We start from the raw sequence: 14,742 nt of genomic DNA, 5'->3' as shown, positions 1-14,742 counted from the left end.
ATGAAAGACACCCTTCGTCCCACCATCGTGCTCTTCGTGCTGCTCAGTGCGATCACGGGCATCGTCTATCCCTTGGCCGTCACCGGCGTGGCACGCACTGCATTCCCCGAGCAGGCGGCGGGCAGTCTCGTCGTGCGCGACGGCAAGCCGGTCGGCTCGACGCTGATCGGCCAGAACTTCACCGATCCGAAGCACTTCTGGGGCCGTCCTTCGGCCACGGCGCCGATGCCCTACAACGGCGGCGCGTCGGGCGGCGCCAACCAGGGGCCGCTCAATCCCGCGCTTGCAGACGCGCTCAAGGCACGGATCGAGGCGCTGCGCGCAGCCGATCCGGGCAACGACGTGCCGGTGCCGGTCGATCTGGTCACCACATCGGCCAGCGGGCTCGACCCGGACATCAGCCCGGCTGCCGCGCGTTACCAGGCGCCCCGCATTGCGCGTGCCCGCAACCTGCCGGTGGAGCAGGTGCTGGCGATGATCGAGGCGCGCACCGAGAAGCCTCTGTTCGGCCTGTTCGGCGAAGCCCGCGTGAACGTATTGGCGCTCAATCTCGCACTCGATGCGCAACCGTCGCCCTGATGAAGCCCACCCCCAGCCTCGCCCACTGCGTGTGGCTCTGCACCCCCTCAAGGGGGCGCACCCTGCGGCCCGGCCGAGCCGGTTCCGCGGCTGCTCCCGCATGGCCTGCTCGGGGGTAGCCGCACACCTGGTGCGTTGGTCGATGCGGTAACCTGCCCTCGACTCGATGAACGACGACGCCCGCCCCGACCCCGACGTGTTGCTCGCGCAATGGCGCGCCGAGGAGGCGCGCGCGCGGCGGGGGCGGCTGCGCATCTACTTCGGTGCCAGCGCGGGCGTCGGCAAGACGTGGGCGATGCTGAGCGCGGCGCAGCGCGAGCGCACGTCGGGCCGCGACGTGATGGTCGGCGTCGTCGAAACCCACGGCCGCAGCGAGACGGCCGCCTTGCTTTCCGGGCTCGACGTGCTGCCGATGCGCAGCGTCAACCATCGTGGCCGCACGCTGGCCGAGTTCGACCTCGACGCCGCGCTGGCACGCAAGCCGGCGGTGCTGCTGGTCGACGAGCTCGCGCACACCAACGCCCCCGGTTCGCGCCACGCCAAGCGCTGGCAGGACGTGGAAGAGCTGCTCGCTGCCGGCATCGACGTGTGGTCGGCACTCAATGTCCAGCATCTGGAAAGCCTCAACGGCACGGTCGGCGCGATCACCGGCGTGCGCGTGCACGAGACGGTGCCCGATTCGGTACTCGACGAAGCCGACGAGGTGGTGCTGGTCGATGTCACGCCCGACGAGCTGACCGCACGACTCGCGGCCGGCAAGGTCTACGTGCCCCACCAGGCGGAGCGCGCGGCGCAGAACTTCTTCCGCAAGGGCAACCTGATCGCATTGCGCGAGATCGCCCTGCGCCGCACCGCCGAGCATGTGGAAGACGATGTGCGCAACTGGCGCATCGAGCAGTCCGGCCCGCTCGGCGATGCAGGGCCGCCGGCCTGGAACACCTCCGGCGCGATCCTCGCCTGCGTCGGCCCGGACGAAGGCGCGGCGCAAACCGTGCGCACTGCCGCGCGGCTGGCCGGCCAGCTCAATGTCCGCTGGCATGCGGCGTATGTCGAAACACCGCGCCTGCAGCGCCTCGATGCGACGCAGCGCGACCGCGTTCTCGCCGTGCTCAAGCTCGCGGAAGGCCTCGGCGCGGAAACCGCGGTGCTGACGGGCGAGGACATCGCCGCCGCGCTCGCGGCCCAGGCGCAGCGGCTCAACTGCGCGACGCTCGTGGTGGGGCGTGCGACGCCCGCGACCGGTTGGGCGCGCTGGTGGCCCGTGCCTCCGCTTGCGCGTCGGCTCGCACGCGATGCGCCGGGGCTCGACATCGTCGAAGTCGCGCGTGCCGAGAGTTCGCGGCGCCTGTCGAATGGTCCGGTGGGCGTGCGGCGCGCCGATTCGCCGATGGAAGACCGGCCCCGCGCACGCTGGCCCGGCTATGCCTGGGCGGTCGCGATCAGCATCGCGGTCACGCTGCTCGCGGCGCCGCTCGTGGGCGTGCTGGAGCTTGCGAACATCGTGATGGTTTTCCTGCTCGGCGTGGTCGGCGTCGCGATGCGCTTCGGCCGCGGGCCGGCGGCGCTGTCTGCACTGCTCAATGTCGCTGCGTTCGATTTCTTCTTCGTCCCGCCGCGCCTGTCGTTTGCAGTGGGCGACATCCAGTTCGTGCTGACCTTCGCGGTGATGTTGGCCGTGGGCTTGCTGGTGGGGCAGCTCACTGCGGGCCTGCGCTTTGCGGCGAGCGTTTCGGCGAGCCGTGAGCGGCGCGCGCAGTCGCTCTTCGAGCTGACACGCGAGTTGTCGGCGGCGCTGGAGAGCAGCCAGGTCGCGGAGATCGGCGCAGCCGCGGTGCAGGGGCATTTCGGCGGTCGTGCGCTGGTGTTGCTGACCGATGCGAACGATCGCCTCGTGATGCCACAGGATGCCGCGTCAGGCTTCGACGCGAGCGTGGCGGACTGGGCCTTCCGTCATGGCCAGCCCGCCGGTCTTTCCACTGCCACGCTCGCGGCACAGCCCTGGCACTACGTTCCGCTGAAGGCGCCGATGCGCGTGCGTGGCGTGCTCGCGCTCGAACCAGCGCAGCCGCGCTGGCTGCTGATCCCCGAGCAGGCACAGCAGCTCGATACGCTGGCGCGGCAGATCGCGATCGCGCTGGAGCGGGTGCACTACGTTGAAGTCGCGCAGCAGGCCGTGGTGGAAATCGAATCGGAACGGCTTCGCAATGCGCTGCTCGGCGCGATCTCGCACGACGTTCGCACGCCGCTGACGGCGCTGATCGCGCTCGCCGAATCGCTGCAGACGTTGCCCGAAGGCGGCGAACAGCGCGAGGCCGCGCGCGCGATCGTCTCGCAGGCGCACCAGCTCCATGCGCTGGTCAGCAACCTGCTGGACATGGCGCGGCTGGAGAGCGGCATCGGCGGCGGCGCGGTCAATCTGCGGCGTGACTGGCAGTCGGTCGAAGAGGTCGTGGGCTCCGCGATCCGCGCCGCGCGGCCCGCGCTGGGCGACCTGGCCGTGCGGACCGATCTGCCGGCGGACCTGCCGCTCGTGGAGTTCGATGCGGTGCTGATCGAGCGCGTGCTGGTCAACCTGCTCGAGAACGCTGCGAAATACGGCGCGCCGCCAATCGTCGTCAGCGCACGTGCGCCCGAAGGCACGCTGGAGCTGAGCGTGCGCGACCATGGCCCGGGGTTGCCGGCCTCGCTCAAGGGCCGCGAGCAGACGCTGTTCGACAAGTTCACCCGCGGCCAGGCTGAATCGGCGACGCCGGGCGTCGGCCTGGGGCTCGCGATCTGCAAGGCGGTCGTGAGCGCCCACGGCGGCCAGATCGAGGCGGCCAATGCGGAGGCCGGCGGGGCAGAATTCACGGTGACACTGCCGCGTCGCACACCCCCTGAACCCGTCGAAATCCCGCTCTGAAGCCATGCCCACCCCCACCGCCATCGTGATCGAGGACGAACCGCAGATCCGCCGTTTCGTGCGCGGCGCGCTGGAGGCCGAAGGCTGGCAGGTGCACGAGGCTGGCACGTTGCGCGATGGCCTTGCGGCGGCAGGGACGCGCCAGCCCGACCTGGTGGTGCTCGATCTCGGATTGCCCGATGGCGACGGCGTGAACCTGATCCGCGATGTGCGCGGCTGGTCGGGCGTGCCGATCATCGTGCTCTCCGCACGTAGTGATGAGGCCGACAAGATCGCCGCGCTCGATGCCGGCGCCGACGACTACTTGACCAAGCCTTTCGGCACCGGCGAACTGCTCGCGCGCGTGCGTGCCAACCTGCGCAGGCCGCGCGCCGCGGTCGGCGGCGAAGAGCCCGAGCCGGTGTTCCGCTTCGGCGAGGTCGAGGTCGATCGCGCGGCGCGCATCGTGCGGCGAGCGGGTGCGGAGGTGCACCTGACGCCGACCGAATACCGGCTGCTGTCGGTGCTGATCGCGAACGCCGGCCGCGTGCTCACTCAGCGGCAGCTTCTGCGTGAGGTGTGGGGCCCGTCGCATGGCGAGCAGAGCCACTACCTGCGCATCTACATGGGCCATCTGAGGCAGAAGCTCGAAGCCGATCCGGCGCAGCCGCGCCATCTGCTCACGGAAACCGCGGTGGGCTACCGGCTGGTGGCCTGACGGCTGCGCACCAGCAGCACGATCGCCACGCCGCCGAGCACCAGCACCGACGCCACCATCAGCCGCACGCTCGCGGATTCGCCGAGAAAGGCCACGCCGCCGAAGGCCGCGATCACCGGCACGCTGAGCTGCACTGTCGCGGCGCTGGTCACCCTGAGTTCGCGCAGTGCGGCATACCAGATCACGTAACCGAGCCCTGAGGTCAGCGCGCCCGATGCGACTGCATAGGCGATGCCGGCGGGGCTCCAGCGCATCGACGAGAGCATCGCGGCGCTGACGGCCAGCGCCATCGGGGCGGAGCGCGCGAAGTTGCCTGCGGTGACCTGCGTCGGATCACCCGCGCCCTTGGCGCGCAGCGAATAGGCCGCCCATGCAATGCCCGCCAAGATCATCAGCAGTGCACCCTGCAGCGGCGGCGCCGCGATCCCCGGCAGGAGCAGGAAGACCAGCCCGCCCACCGCCAACATGAAACCGATCGCCTGCCAGCGCGAGAACCTTTCGCCCTTCGACAGGCCCCAGCCGAGCATGCTGATCTGGACCGCCGCGAACAGCAGCAGCGCGCCGGTGCCGGCCGGCAGGCTGATGTAGGCGAAGGAAAACGCCTCGGCATATGCGAACAGGGCGAATGCCGAGAGCCATCCGCCTGCGAGCCGCCGAGGCTGTGCGGTGGCCTGTCGCGATGCGATCACCCAGAGCACCAGCGCACCCGAGACCAGCCGCACGGAAGTGAAGGTGGCCGCGTCGATGCCGGTGTGCTGCAGCGCGAGCCGGCAGAGCAGCGAGTTGCCCGCAAAGGCCAGCATGGCGACCGAAGTGAGGACGACGATGTTCATCGAGGCAACGGGCAGCGAGGACGGTGCGATTGGAACACCGGCGCACGGATGTCGGAAAATCGCCGCATTCCGAGTCCGCCGATCCTCATGTCCGATACCGCTGCACCCTCCCGCCTCAACAAACGCATGGCCGAGCTGGGCCTGTGCTCGCGCCGCGAGGCCGACGACTGGATCGCGAACGGTTGGGTCAAGGTGAACGGGCAGGTGGCGGAGATGGGCGTCAAGGTCACGCCGGCCGACCGCATCGAAGTCGATCGCAAGGCTCAGAGCCAGCAGCAGCAACAGGTGACCATCCTGCTGAACAAGCCCATCGGCTACGTGAGCGGGCAGGCCGAGGACGGGCACGACCCCGCCGTGGTGCTGATCAACTCACGCACCCACTGGCGCGAAGACCAGAGCCGGAACCGCTTCGCGCCGCAGCAGCTCAAGGGATTGGCGCCGGCCGGCCGGCTCGACATCGACTCGGTCGGGCTGCTGGTGCTCACCCAGGACGGCCGCGTGGCGCGGCAGCTCATCGGCGAAGACTCGACGATGGAGAAGGAATATCTCGTGCGCGTCTCCTACGGGCCGGTGGCGCAGAACTCACAGGCCGCCTTCCCGCGCGAACAACTCGCGAAGCTGCGCCACGGCCTGAGCCTCGACGGTCAGGCGCTCAAGCCGGCGCGCGTGGACTGGCAGAACCCCGAGCAACTGCGCTTCGTGCTGACCGAAGGCAAGAAGCGCCAGATCCGCCGCATGTGCGAACTCGTTGGCCTCAAGGTCGTCGGCCTGAAGCGCATCCGCATCGGCAACGTGGTCCTAGGCAACCTGCCGCTGGGACAGTGGCGTTACCTAGCCCCGAACGAACGCTTCTAGCGGAGGCCAGGAACCCCGCGGAACCGGCTTAGCCGGGCCGCCGGGGTTGCCCCCGGAGAGGGGGTGCCCGAGCCACACGCAGTGGGCGAGGCTGGGGGTGAACTCAGTCACCCACAGGCTTTGTTGTGCGAGGCGTGCATCCCCTTGGCCTTGGCATCGGCCTCGGTCATGTATTCGCCCTTCTTGGTCTTGCCGTAGTAGCGGTCGCCCATGCAGTGATAGACCTTGGTCTCGTCGTTGGCCCAGACCTTGCCGGCGCCGCCGCCGGGTGCTGCGGCCATCTTCGACGGGTCGGACTTGGCGGCGGGCGCCGCAGCCGGGGCAGCAGCGGCCGTCGCTGGGGCTGCTGCTGCCGGTGCTGCTGCAGCTGCAGCTGGCGCGGCCTTGGCGTCGGCCTTGCCGTACCAGGTCTTGATGCCCTTGTGGCCGCGGCAGGCTCCCGACTTGGTGTCGGGTGAGGCGTAGCTTCCATCCTTGCACTGGACCGTGGTGCCGGCGGGCGCATCCGCCGGGAGTTGTTGTGCCTGGACGCAGAACGCGCCCAGGAGGCCAGCGGCGAGGAATACAGCCTTGAGTTGGAACTTCATCCCGATTTGCTCCTGAAACCTTGTGTGTGGACAGACACCTCCATGTTCTGGACCCAATCCCAGCAGAAGCTGACCAAATGGCGCGATCGGCCGTCCGCGACTCATGCAAAGCTAAGAAAACGGGCGTAGCCTCGCGGGAACCGTGTTCGCGTCACAAGGAGACCCCGTGCGCGCATTGCTTGTGGAAGACGATGAAATGATCGGCCGCAGCCTCTCGCATGCGCTCGACAGCGCCGGCTGGTCGGTGGACTGGGTGCGCGACGGCGCCTTGGCGCACAGCGCGCTTGCCGATGGCGGCTACACCTGCGTGCTGCTCGACATGGGCCTGCCGAAAGTGGACGGGACCGAAGTGCTTCGGCGCGCCCGCCAGCGTGGCGACGCGACGCCGGTGCTGGTGCTCACCGCCCGCGACGGACTCGACGACCGCATCGAGACACTGGACCTCGGCGCGGACGACTACCTGCTCAAGCCCTTCGAACTGCGCGAGCTGCTGGCACGCATGCGCGCCGTGGTCCGGCGGCGCGACGGCGCGGCGCATTCGGTCATCGGCACCGCCACCTTGCAGCTCGATCTCACCACACGCGACGTGGTCGTCAACGGCGTGCGCGAGGTGCTCACGGCGCGCGAGTTTGCGCTGCTGCATGCGCTGCTGGAGCGCCCCGGCGCGATCCTGTCGCGCGAGCAACTGGAGGACCGCATCTATGGCTGGGGCGAAGAAGTCACGAGCAACGCCATCGACGTGCTGATCCACGGCATGCGGCGCAAGCTCGGCGCGGAAGCGATCCGCAACGTGCGCGGCCTCGGCTGGCGCGTTGCGCCGGCGTGAGCCCCCGCCCGGCCGCTCCGAAGGGGGCTCGCACCGCAGCGCGAAGCGCGGAGGTCCAATGAACCGCGTGCTGCCGCGCTTCAGACTCCGATCGCTGCGCAGCCGCCTGCTGCTGTGGCTGGTGGCGCTGTACCTGGTGGCGATCGCGGCGACCGTCTGGTTTTCGTATGGCGCCTACGGCCGTCTGGTCAACAACTTCATGGATGACCAGATGCGGCTGGTGGCCGAGTCGCGTGCGACCCACCACCGTGCGCCGCCGCTGCAACCGGTGACGAGCGACGAGGTGATTCGCCGCGGCGCCTTTGTCGTGCAGGTCTGGAGCGGTGACGGGCGCACGCTGCTCGGCACTTCGTGGCCCGATCTCGAGGTTCCGCTGCAGTCGGATGCGGGCTTCAGCGACGTGCGGGCGGGGCCGCGCAACGAGGATGCATGGCGCGTCTTCACCGCCGAACCGGGCGCCGCCGCTGATGCCCCGCGCGTGCAGGTGGTGCAGAACGACGGCTTCCGCCGCAACCGCATCGTGCGCCGCGCCTTGCTGGAGAGCCTGCCGATCCTGCTGATGCTGCCGATCACGTTGCTGATGTTGCTGTTGATCGTCTCGGCTGCTTCGCGCTCGCTGCGCGCGGTCGCGCGCGACGTGGCGGCGCAGGAGGTGGGCGATACGGCTGAGGTCGGGAGCGCTCGGGTGCCGGAAGAGATATCGCCGCTGGTCGATGCATTCAACAGCGTGCTCGGGCGTTTGCGCAGCGCACTGTCGACGCAGCGCCGGTTCATGCAGGACGCCGCGCATGAGCTGCGCACGCCGATGGCTGCGATCCGCCTGCAGATCGAGAACCTGCGAGGCCACGTCCCGGCTGGAGACGCAGCCGAGCGCTTCGCGCAGCTCGAAGGCGGCGTGGAGCGCGCGCAGCACCTCATCGAGCAGCTGCTGCGACTGTCGCGGCAGGAAGGCCCGCCCCCGGCCGCACGAGGGCCGGTCGATGTCGCAGCGTTGCTGCGCGACAGCGTGGGCCAGCTCATGGTGCTCGCGGACCAGCGCCGCGTCGACGTGGGCTTCGAGGGCCGCGTCGCGCCGCTGGTGTCGGCACCGCCGTCGGAGCTGCGCAGCGTGTTCGACAACCTCATCGACAACGCGGTGCGCTACGCGCACGAAGGCGGCGTCGTCGACGTGCGGCTGCACATGATCGACGGACATCCGGTGGTCGATGTGCTGGACGACGGGCCCGGCATTCCGCCGGAGCATCTCGACCGTGTGTTCGACCGCTTCTTCCGCGTCACAGGCGCGCCTGTCGGTGGCAGCGGGTTGGGCCTTGCCATCGCTCGCACCGCAGCGTTGCGCAACGGGCTGCGCATCGTGCTTGCGAATCGCGCCGATGGCCCGGGCTTGCTGGCACGCGTGTACTTGCCGGCCTCATCCTGATCTCATTTTTCGCTCACGTCGGTCTCAGACTGCCTGCCTAGAGTGGCAGGCGTAACTTCAGGAGACCCAAATGCATGCTTCCCTCAAGGTTCTGGCACTCGGAACCTTCGCGACCCTTGCGGCCTTTGCTTCGTTCGGCGCAATGGCCCAGTCGGACGGATCGGACTATCGCCCGATGCAGACGAGCAACACGGCCTCGATGCCCGAGGTGGACGCGGGTGCCATGGCTGCGGCCCGTCCGACCGGTACCGAGGCAGTCGGTCAATCGACGAGCGCGCCGCTGCCCGGCCAGCGCACGCGCGACGAGGTCTACAAGGAAGCGGTCGAGGCAGCACACCCGATGCAGACTGAAGCGATCGGCCAATCCACTGGCATGGCCGGCATTACCGGCGGCACCGCCCACTGATTGGCCGGCGCGAGCGGCTAGCGGCTATCCTGCGGTTTCCTTCGTGAAACCCGGGATGGCCGATGCACGTTCTCGCTTCCAGAAGAATCATTGCCGCCGCTGGCACCTTGTTGGGCCTGCTGACGGCGACGAGCGCAAGTGCGCAGGGCACGGTCAATGCGCTGTGCAGCACCGACGCAAGTTGGTGCGAGGCGGCCGCCGCCGAGTTCACGCGCGCCACCGGCATCCGCGTGTTGCAGGCGCACAAGGGCACCGGCGAGATCGGCGCCCAACTGCGCGCTGAAGCGGCCAACCCCAAGACCGACATCTGGTGGGGCGGCACGGGCGACCCCTTCCTCCAGGCGGCCGAGCAGGGGCTGCTCGACCCCTACCGACCGGCGTACATCAACGACCTCTATGACTGGTCGGTGCGCCAGTACGCGATGTCGCAGAACATGGTCGGCGGCTTCTACACGAGCGCGATGGGCTTCGGCTTCAACACCGACGTGCTCAAGAAAAAGAAGCTGCCCGAGCCGCACTGCTGGGCCGACCTCATCAAGCCCGAATACAAGGGCGAGATCGAGATGTCGCATCCCGCGACCAGCGGCACCGGCTACACGATCGTGGCCGGCCTCGTGCAGCTCATGGGCGAGGACCAGGCCTTCGACTACCTGAAGAAGCTGCATCGCAACACCATCGCCTACACGCGCAGCGGGCAGGCGCAGGCGCCCAACGTGGCCAAGGGCGAAGTCGCCATCGGCATCAGCTTCATCTTCGGCTTCGACCGCTGGCGCTATGACAAGTACCCGGTCAAGTCCGTCGCGCCGTGCGAGGGCACCGGCTACGAGATCGGCGGCATCGCGCTCGTGAAGGGCGCACGCAACAAGGCCAACGCGCTCCGCTACTACGACTGGCTGATGAGTCCGGCCGGCCAATCGATCGGCGCCAAGGCGGGCAGCCTGCAGTCGCCGGCCAACAAGACTTTCAAGCCGGATCCACGCATTCCGTCGATGAGCGACGTGCGGCTCATCAAGTACGACTTCGAGAAATACGGAAGCGCGACAGAGCGCAAGCGGTTGATCGACCGCTGGACGCGCGAGGTCGAATCGCAACCGAGGTAGCGTCCGCCCCGGCTCAGAGCCCGTGGACGACGAAGATGCCTTCCGGCGGGGCGGGAATGGTCAGCGTCGTCTCGCCGACGCGGGTGAAGCGGTATTCGATGCCGTTGAGCAGGATGGACGGCATGTTGGTCCAGATGCGGTACTGGTAGCCCTCCTTGACCGGCGTGATCTGCATCACGCGGAACACCGGCGGGATGACGATCCTGAAAGAGAGATGGGCGGACGCGCTGTTGGCGCCCGGCGCGGCGATGCCGGTCTCCGCCGCGCAGACCATGGGCGCGAGCATCAGCGCGAGCAGAAAGCTCCTGGCTTCGCGTCCACCAACGCGGCGATTCGCACCGATCTCGTTCCCCGACATTGAGCACCACCCTCGCTGACATGGCGCGACGTCCCAACGACGCCGACCTCGGGATATCGGCAGTTTGATCCAAAAGTGAAGGGTGCGACACCCTCCTTTGGAAGGAGGTCAGCGGTCGCGCTGGATGGCGAAGTCGGCGGTTGTGGTGTCGCGCACGAACACGTCGATGCGACGCGTCGCGGGGCCCGGATTGCTCCACGGCAGGGGCAGGTTGTCGGGGATGAGTTCGATCTCGTGATGGCCGGGCGCCACGGCCGGGAAGCTGTACAGCCCCTGCGCATCCGTGCGCGCGACGAAGCGGCCGTTGAGCACCACCGTGACGCCGGCGATGCCGCCTTCATTGGCTTCGCGTACACCGTTGCCGTTCTGATCGAAGAACACATGGCCTTCGAGCCGGCCGGAACCACCGGCCGAACTGCCGCCGATGGGCACCGTCGTCGTGCCTGCGCGCGCCTCGTAGCGGATCGCCATCAGCAGCGTCCGGCTGGACGGCAGCACCACCACGGGCGGCAGGGTGGCCGCGGTCAGCGCCGACACCACGGCCGGATTGAGCGATTCCTGCCCGTTCGCAGCGGTGTATTGGACGTAGAACGACCAGCCCGCACCCAGCGCCCAGCTCACGCGTGCGTTGCCGCTGAGATAGCGCGCGTTGTAGCTGCCGATGCCGTTGCTGCCGCGCACGCTCAGGTCGAGCCGGCCGCTCGCGAGAAAGGGCAGGCTGCCGAGCGCGCCCCAGATCACCGAACGCGCGGTGACGCCGAGTTGCTCGGCTTGCTCGACCGCGAGCGTGGTCGACAGCGAGCTGTTTTCCGCCACCTGCCAGGCCTGGTCGAGGCCGAAGCGCACCACTTGCGAATCGCGGCCGTGCGCGATGTCCGTGCGCCACTGACTCTGGCCCCAGGTCGGCGAGATGTGTTCCCACGTGACCTCGATCGACTGCGCCGCCTGGCTGCCGGTGCGCGCGGCGAAGGTGGAAGAGATCGCATCGCGCGAATCGAAGCGGTAACGCCCGAAGACATTGCCGAAGAGCGAGCGCCCGGTGAGGCCGCTCACGCTTTCGCTCAACTCCAGGTTGGTGCCGAGCTGCCATTGCCGGGTCGAGACGTCACCGCGCCAGCTCACGCCTTGCAGGTCGCCCGCGATCGGCGTGCTGCCCCAGCGAAGCGCCGGATCGAAATAGAAGGCGCTCGCGCTCTGGCGCGCCCAGTCGCCGCGCCAGTCGGCATCGACCCAGAAGCCATTGGCCGAATCGCGCGGCGCGAGCGAGCCGATGGTCGACGGCTGGCCTTCGCTGTGTGCGTAGTTGGCCTGCACGCGCATCCCGCCAGGGCGTTCGGTCAGTGGGCCGATCCCGGAGCCGACCGAATCGGCCCAGGGCGACACGCCCTGCCACGAAAGCGCGCCCCAGTACGAGCGCGTGTTCTGCGCATAGCCGGTCACGCCGTTCAGGTTGACGTCGCGCGCGTCGACCCACTGGAAGGCGGCGTCCGTGCGATTGATACCGAGCGGGTTGTCGTCTCCGGTGAGCTGCTGCTGCGCGCCGAAGGTGGATGCGTTGCCGCGCCCGACAGTGAAGCCCTGCGAGTTGATCCCGTCGAAGAAGCCCAGCCGGCCGCTGGACGCGTTGATGCTGGTGCGGCCCGGGTTCTCGAAGCTCGTTGAGAAGCCTTCGATCGGCAGCGATGGGAGGAAGACGCGCCCCAGGCCGCGCGACATCGGCGTGGCGGCGGTATTGATGTCGCCGATGCTGTTGTTGGCGTACCAGCCGTTGTTGAACGGCATTGCGCGCTGGTCGATGCGGCCGGTGTTGCCGCTCAGATACGAGAGGTTGTAGAGCGTGCCATTGAGCCCGGTCTGGTCGAACACCGTCACCGGACTGCGGTAGCGGTTCAGGCTCACGTCGGCGGAGAAGGCGCCGTAGTTCGGCGTGTCGAGAAAGCCGGTGAACTGCAGTGTCTGGTTGCGCGTTTCGCTGACCACGCGCTGGCGCTGCGATTGCAGCTCGACGCTGCCGCCACGCGGCCAGCCGGTGGAGGGCGCTTCGACCGCGGATTCGTCGACCTCTGCTTGCGGACCGCTTTCGAGCACGCGGTCTTCATAGGCTGGCGCCGGCTCTTCGGCCCGGCTGTCCAGCGCGGAGCCCGCGCCGAGCATGCCGAGCGCGAGGCAGGCGAGCCGGCCCCTCATGGAGCGAATCGCTGATCGATCTCTGTCGACCCGGAATCACCCCATTCGAGCTTGCCGCGCACCGTCACCGGAAAGCTGACCTGCACCGCGGCATCCGCATTGCCGGGGCGCGCCGCGCTCAAGGCGATGTCGCGTGTTTCCCCGGGGAGGATGGGCAGCGTGGCGGCGGTGAATTCGAGCGCGGTGCCGCTGGCATCCGTGCCCTTGAGGAAGCCGGCGAGCCTGCCGTGCGCGGTGCCGTCGTTGCGCACCTTAAGCACCGGCACCTTCATGCCGTTGACCGTCTGCACCGTGGCGCCGACCACGCTGAGCGCCGGCTTCACGTCACCGACTGCCACGTAGACGACGACGCCGACCCGGGCCGACAGGCCGATCGGCATGTTCGCGCTCGCAGCCTGCTCCTTGCCTTCGACGAGGATCGCAAAGCGGCATTCCATCGGCGGCGTGTCCGCCGGCGGAGTGACCTCGAAGCGGAACCGGTAAGGCCGCCCGGGTGTGACGTTGATTTCCTTGCGTTCGATGGCAACCCACGGACGGCAGCTGTCGGGTGCCAGCGTATCGATGAAGTCGACGGTGGCGTCGGGCTTGAAGGTCCAGTCCGCTGTGCGCACCGTGTAGACGCCCGGGCGTGCGTCGATCTGCGACAGCTCGATCACTTCGCGGATCGGCGTGCCGGGTTTGCCCTTCAGCTCGAAGCGCGGCGGCGAGACCGCGAGCGCGAACTGCGCGAAGGCGGCTTGACTCAGCGCGCCGAAGCCCAGTGCGAGCAGGGTCAGCGATCGAAGGCGTCCGGGTTGGCGGAGCAGGCGAAGTGCGGTCAGTCGGTTCAAGGCGATACCTCGATCTCGAAATAGAACTGGAGCTGCTGAGTGCGCGTCAGCAGCCGGCCATCTGCCATCAGGTTGAGCTGGATGGTTTCATTCAGGAAAGGTTCGAGGACCACGCCATCGAACACCAGCGCGCGCCCGCCGCCACGCACTGAGCCCGGCAGCAGGCGGCCCTGTGTGCGCCAGGTGGCGATGAGCTGTTCGCCCTCGGTGGGCGCGAGCACCATGTAGATGCGCGCCGGACGATTGATCCAGTTGGTGAGATTGAGGCGCAGTGAAACGCTCAGCTGGCCTTCCACCGCGTTGTCGCCGGTGCGCGACGGCACCACCTGGCGCCATTTCATCGACGTGACCGGCTGGCTGACCAGCGTGCCGGTGTCGTCCACGCGGAACGTTGCGGCTGGCGCCAGCGAAGGCATGGCCAGGAGCGCGAAGATGATGGCGCACAGCGCGAGGAAGATGCCCTTGAGGATCTGGCGCGGATTGATCTTCACGGTGCCACCAGTTCGTAAACGGCGCGGCCGGTGAAAGTGCCGGCGGGCGCGAGTTGCGCGTTGGAATAGGTGAAGGTCAGGCAGCTCTCGAACCAGTTGTTGCGCGCCACCGAGAGCAGCAGCTGGCGCGAGCCATTGAAGGTGCCGCTCGGGATCGTCGCCGATGTGTCGCCGGTACCACTGGACACCCACGAGATCGTGCTGATCGGGATGGTGTCGCTGGTCGCGTTGACGAGATAGGCCGGCGCAGTCACCGTCAGCGTCGCGTTCTGGCTGGAGTTGTTCGACCGGTAGAAACCGCCCACGTAGACCTGCCCGCTGCTCGGGGTGCAGAACGCGTAGTTGTCGTAGGGGCTGTTGGTGGTCGTGCTGTTGGTCGCCATCGTCTGCGGACCGGTGCCGATGGCGTTGGCCGGGACGGTGGCGGTGACCGTATTGACGGTCGTGTTGTTGCCCGGCGTGCCGCCGCCGGTGTAGGTGCCGCTGAAAGTGCCGGTACCCACCTGCAGGTAGATCGCTCGTGCACCCGGCGTGATGCTGACCAGGTAGGCCTGGGCGCCCGTCGCGGCAAAGAGCCCGGCGACGGCCAGCCCAGCGGCCGCAAAGGCTCTGGCACCGGAAGCGGAGGGCGGTGGAAGGCGCATCACGTTGGGCATTGTCGCGATCTCCCG

The 14,742-nt window shown here is 68.5% G+C and carries 15 protein-coding genes; 8 read left to right on the top strand and 7 right to left on the bottom strand.

The features are described from left to right. The 3 genes from kdpC (at nucleotide 1) to kdpE (ending at nucleotide 4,178) form a co-directional block, all read left to right on the top strand. A complete protein-coding gene (kdpC, locus tag FHW64_RS21635; RefSeq protein ID WP_184530026.1) occupies nucleotides 1-579 on the top strand; it encodes a potassium-transporting ATPase subunit KdpC in 579 nt (192 codons plus the stop codon). 166 nt (nucleotides 580-745) lie between these two features. Further along, nucleotides 746-3,481: a DUF4118 domain-containing protein gene (locus FHW64_RS21630; protein ID WP_184530024.1), complete on the top strand. Its 2,736-nt coding sequence runs from the start codon at nucleotides 746-748 to the stop codon at nucleotides 3,479-3,481. A 4-nt stretch (nucleotides 3,482-3,485) separates the two neighbouring features. After that, entirely contained in the window at nucleotides 3,486-4,178 is a 693-nt protein-coding gene (gene kdpE / locus FHW64_RS21625; protein ID WP_184530022.1) for a two-component system response regulator KdpE, read from the top strand. On the opposite strand, the gene FHW64_RS21620 is transcribed toward kdpE, so the two are convergent. Beyond that, entirely contained in the window at nucleotides 4,160-5,011 is an 852-nt protein-coding gene (locus tag FHW64_RS21620) for a DMT family transporter (protein WP_184530020.1), read from the bottom strand. The genes kdpE and FHW64_RS21620 overlap by 19 nt on opposite strands. 87 nt (nucleotides 5,012-5,098) lie before the next feature. Here FHW64_RS21620 and FHW64_RS21615 point away from each other — a divergent pair, with 87 nt between their 5' ends. After that, complete coding sequence (locus FHW64_RS21615) at nucleotides 5,099-5,866, top strand: pseudouridine synthase (RefSeq protein WP_184530019.1); 768 nt, start codon at nucleotides 5,099-5,101, stop codon at nucleotides 5,864-5,866. Nucleotides 5,867-5,973: 107 nt separating this feature from the next. Here FHW64_RS21615 and FHW64_RS21610 read toward each other — a convergent pair whose 3' ends face one another. Continuing rightward, a complete protein-coding gene (locus tag FHW64_RS21610; protein ID WP_184530017.1) occupies nucleotides 5,974-6,453 on the bottom strand; it encodes a DUF3761 domain-containing protein in 480 nt (159 codons plus the stop codon). Between the two features lie 166 nt (nucleotides 6,454-6,619). Here FHW64_RS21610 and FHW64_RS21605 point away from each other — a divergent pair, with 166 nt between their 5' ends. The 4 genes from FHW64_RS21605 (at nucleotide 6,620) to FHW64_RS21590 (ending at nucleotide 10,205) form a co-directional block, all read left to right on the top strand. Next, nucleotides 6,620-7,279 (top strand): response regulator transcription factor, encoded by a 660-nt coding sequence (locus FHW64_RS21605; protein ID WP_184530015.1) that lies wholly within the window; start codon nucleotides 6,620-6,622, stop codon nucleotides 7,277-7,279. 58 nt (nucleotides 7,280-7,337) lie between these two features. Continuing rightward, entirely contained in the window at nucleotides 7,338-8,699 is a 1,362-nt protein-coding gene (locus FHW64_RS21600; protein WP_184530013.1) for a HAMP domain-containing sensor histidine kinase, read from the top strand. 70 nt (nucleotides 8,700-8,769) lie between these two features. Then, complete coding sequence (locus FHW64_RS21595; RefSeq protein ID WP_184530011.1) at nucleotides 8,770-9,105, top strand: hypothetical protein; 336 nt, start codon at nucleotides 8,770-8,772, stop codon at nucleotides 9,103-9,105. A 62-nt stretch (nucleotides 9,106-9,167) separates the two neighbouring features. Then, nucleotides 9,168-10,205, top strand: a complete 1,038-nt coding sequence (locus FHW64_RS21590; RefSeq protein ID WP_184530009.1) for an ABC transporter substrate-binding protein — start codon at nucleotides 9,168-9,170, stop codon at nucleotides 10,203-10,205. 13 nt (nucleotides 10,206-10,218) lie between these two features. Here the strand turns inward: FHW64_RS21590 and FHW64_RS21585 are convergent, their stop codons facing one another. From FHW64_RS21585 to FHW64_RS21565, 5 genes are all read right to left on the bottom strand, one after another. Continuing rightward, nucleotides 10,219-10,563, bottom strand: coding sequence for a hypothetical protein (locus tag FHW64_RS21585; RefSeq protein ID WP_184530007.1), 345 nt, complete (start codon nucleotides 10,561-10,563; stop codon nucleotides 10,219-10,221). Between the two features lie 108 nt (nucleotides 10,564-10,671). After that, nucleotides 10,672-12,750 (bottom strand): SdrD B-like domain-containing protein, encoded by a 2,079-nt coding sequence (locus FHW64_RS21580; RefSeq protein WP_184530005.1) that lies wholly within the window; start codon nucleotides 12,748-12,750, stop codon nucleotides 10,672-10,674. Further along, a complete protein-coding gene (locus FHW64_RS21575) occupies nucleotides 12,747-13,580 on the bottom strand; it encodes a hypothetical protein (protein WP_184530003.1) in 834 nt (277 codons plus the stop codon). The genes FHW64_RS21580 and FHW64_RS21575 overlap by 4 nt, the downstream gene beginning before the upstream one ends. Next, a complete protein-coding gene (locus tag FHW64_RS21570) occupies nucleotides 13,577-14,071 on the bottom strand; it encodes a hypothetical protein (protein ID WP_184530001.1) in 495 nt (164 codons plus the stop codon). Before FHW64_RS21570 ends, FHW64_RS21575 begins: the two co-directional genes overlap by 4 nt. Next, nucleotides 14,068-14,727: a hypothetical protein gene (locus FHW64_RS21565; protein ID WP_184529999.1), complete on the bottom strand. Its 660-nt coding sequence runs from the start codon at nucleotides 14,725-14,727 to the stop codon at nucleotides 14,068-14,070. The genes FHW64_RS21570 and FHW64_RS21565 overlap by 4 nt, the downstream gene beginning before the upstream one ends. Between the last annotated feature and the right edge of the window lie 15 nt (nucleotides 14,728-14,742).

It is taken from the genome of Variovorax sp. Sphag1AA (genome assembly GCF_014192575.1).
Lineage (GTDB): Bacteria > Pseudomonadota > Gammaproteobacteria > Burkholderiales > Burkholderiaceae_C > Variovorax.
The sequence above is the reverse complement of the archived record's forward strand: the minus strand, read 5'-3'. Positions and strand labels throughout refer to the sequence as shown.

What these genes read in the sequence shown, in the direction of transcription:
- kdpC (WP_184530026.1), top strand. Translation starts at nt 1, where the DNA reads ATGAAAGACACCCTTCGTCCCACCATCGTGCTCTTCGTGCTGCTCAGT.
- FHW64_RS21630 (WP_184530024.1), top strand. Translation starts at nt 746, where the DNA reads ATGAACGACGACGCCCGCCCCGACCCCGACGTGTTGCTCGCGCAATGG.
- kdpE (WP_184530022.1), top strand. Translation starts at nt 3,486, where the DNA reads ATGCCCACCCCCACCGCCATCGTGATCGAGGACGAACCGCAGATCCGC.
- FHW64_RS21620 (WP_184530020.1), bottom strand. Translation starts at nt 5,011, where the DNA reads ATGAACATCGTCGTCCTCACTTCGGTCGCCATGCTGGCCTTTGCGGGC.
- FHW64_RS21615 (WP_184530019.1), top strand. Translation starts at nt 5,099, where the DNA reads ATGTCCGATACCGCTGCACCCTCCCGCCTCAACAAACGCATGGCCGAG.
- FHW64_RS21610 (WP_184530017.1), bottom strand. Translation starts at nt 6,453, where the DNA reads ATGAAGTTCCAACTCAAGGCTGTATTCCTCGCCGCTGGCCTCCTGGGC.
- FHW64_RS21600 (WP_184530013.1), top strand. Translation starts at nt 7,338, where the DNA reads ATGAACCGCGTGCTGCCGCGCTTCAGACTCCGATCGCTGCGCAGCCGC.
- FHW64_RS21595 (WP_184530011.1), top strand. Translation starts at nt 8,770, where the DNA reads ATGCATGCTTCCCTCAAGGTTCTGGCACTCGGAACCTTCGCGACCCTT.
- FHW64_RS21590 (WP_184530009.1), top strand. Translation starts at nt 9,168, where the DNA reads ATGCACGTTCTCGCTTCCAGAAGAATCATTGCCGCCGCTGGCACCTTG.
- FHW64_RS21585 (WP_184530007.1), bottom strand. Translation starts at nt 10,563, where the DNA reads ATGTCGGGGAACGAGATCGGTGCGAATCGCCGCGTTGGTGGACGCGAA.
- FHW64_RS21580 (WP_184530005.1), bottom strand. Translation starts at nt 12,750, where the DNA reads ATGAGGGGCCGGCTCGCCTGCCTCGCGCTCGGCATGCTCGGCGCGGGC.
- FHW64_RS21565 (WP_184529999.1), bottom strand. Translation starts at nt 14,727, where the DNA reads ATGCCCAACGTGATGCGCCTTCCACCGCCCTCCGCTTCCGGTGCCAGA.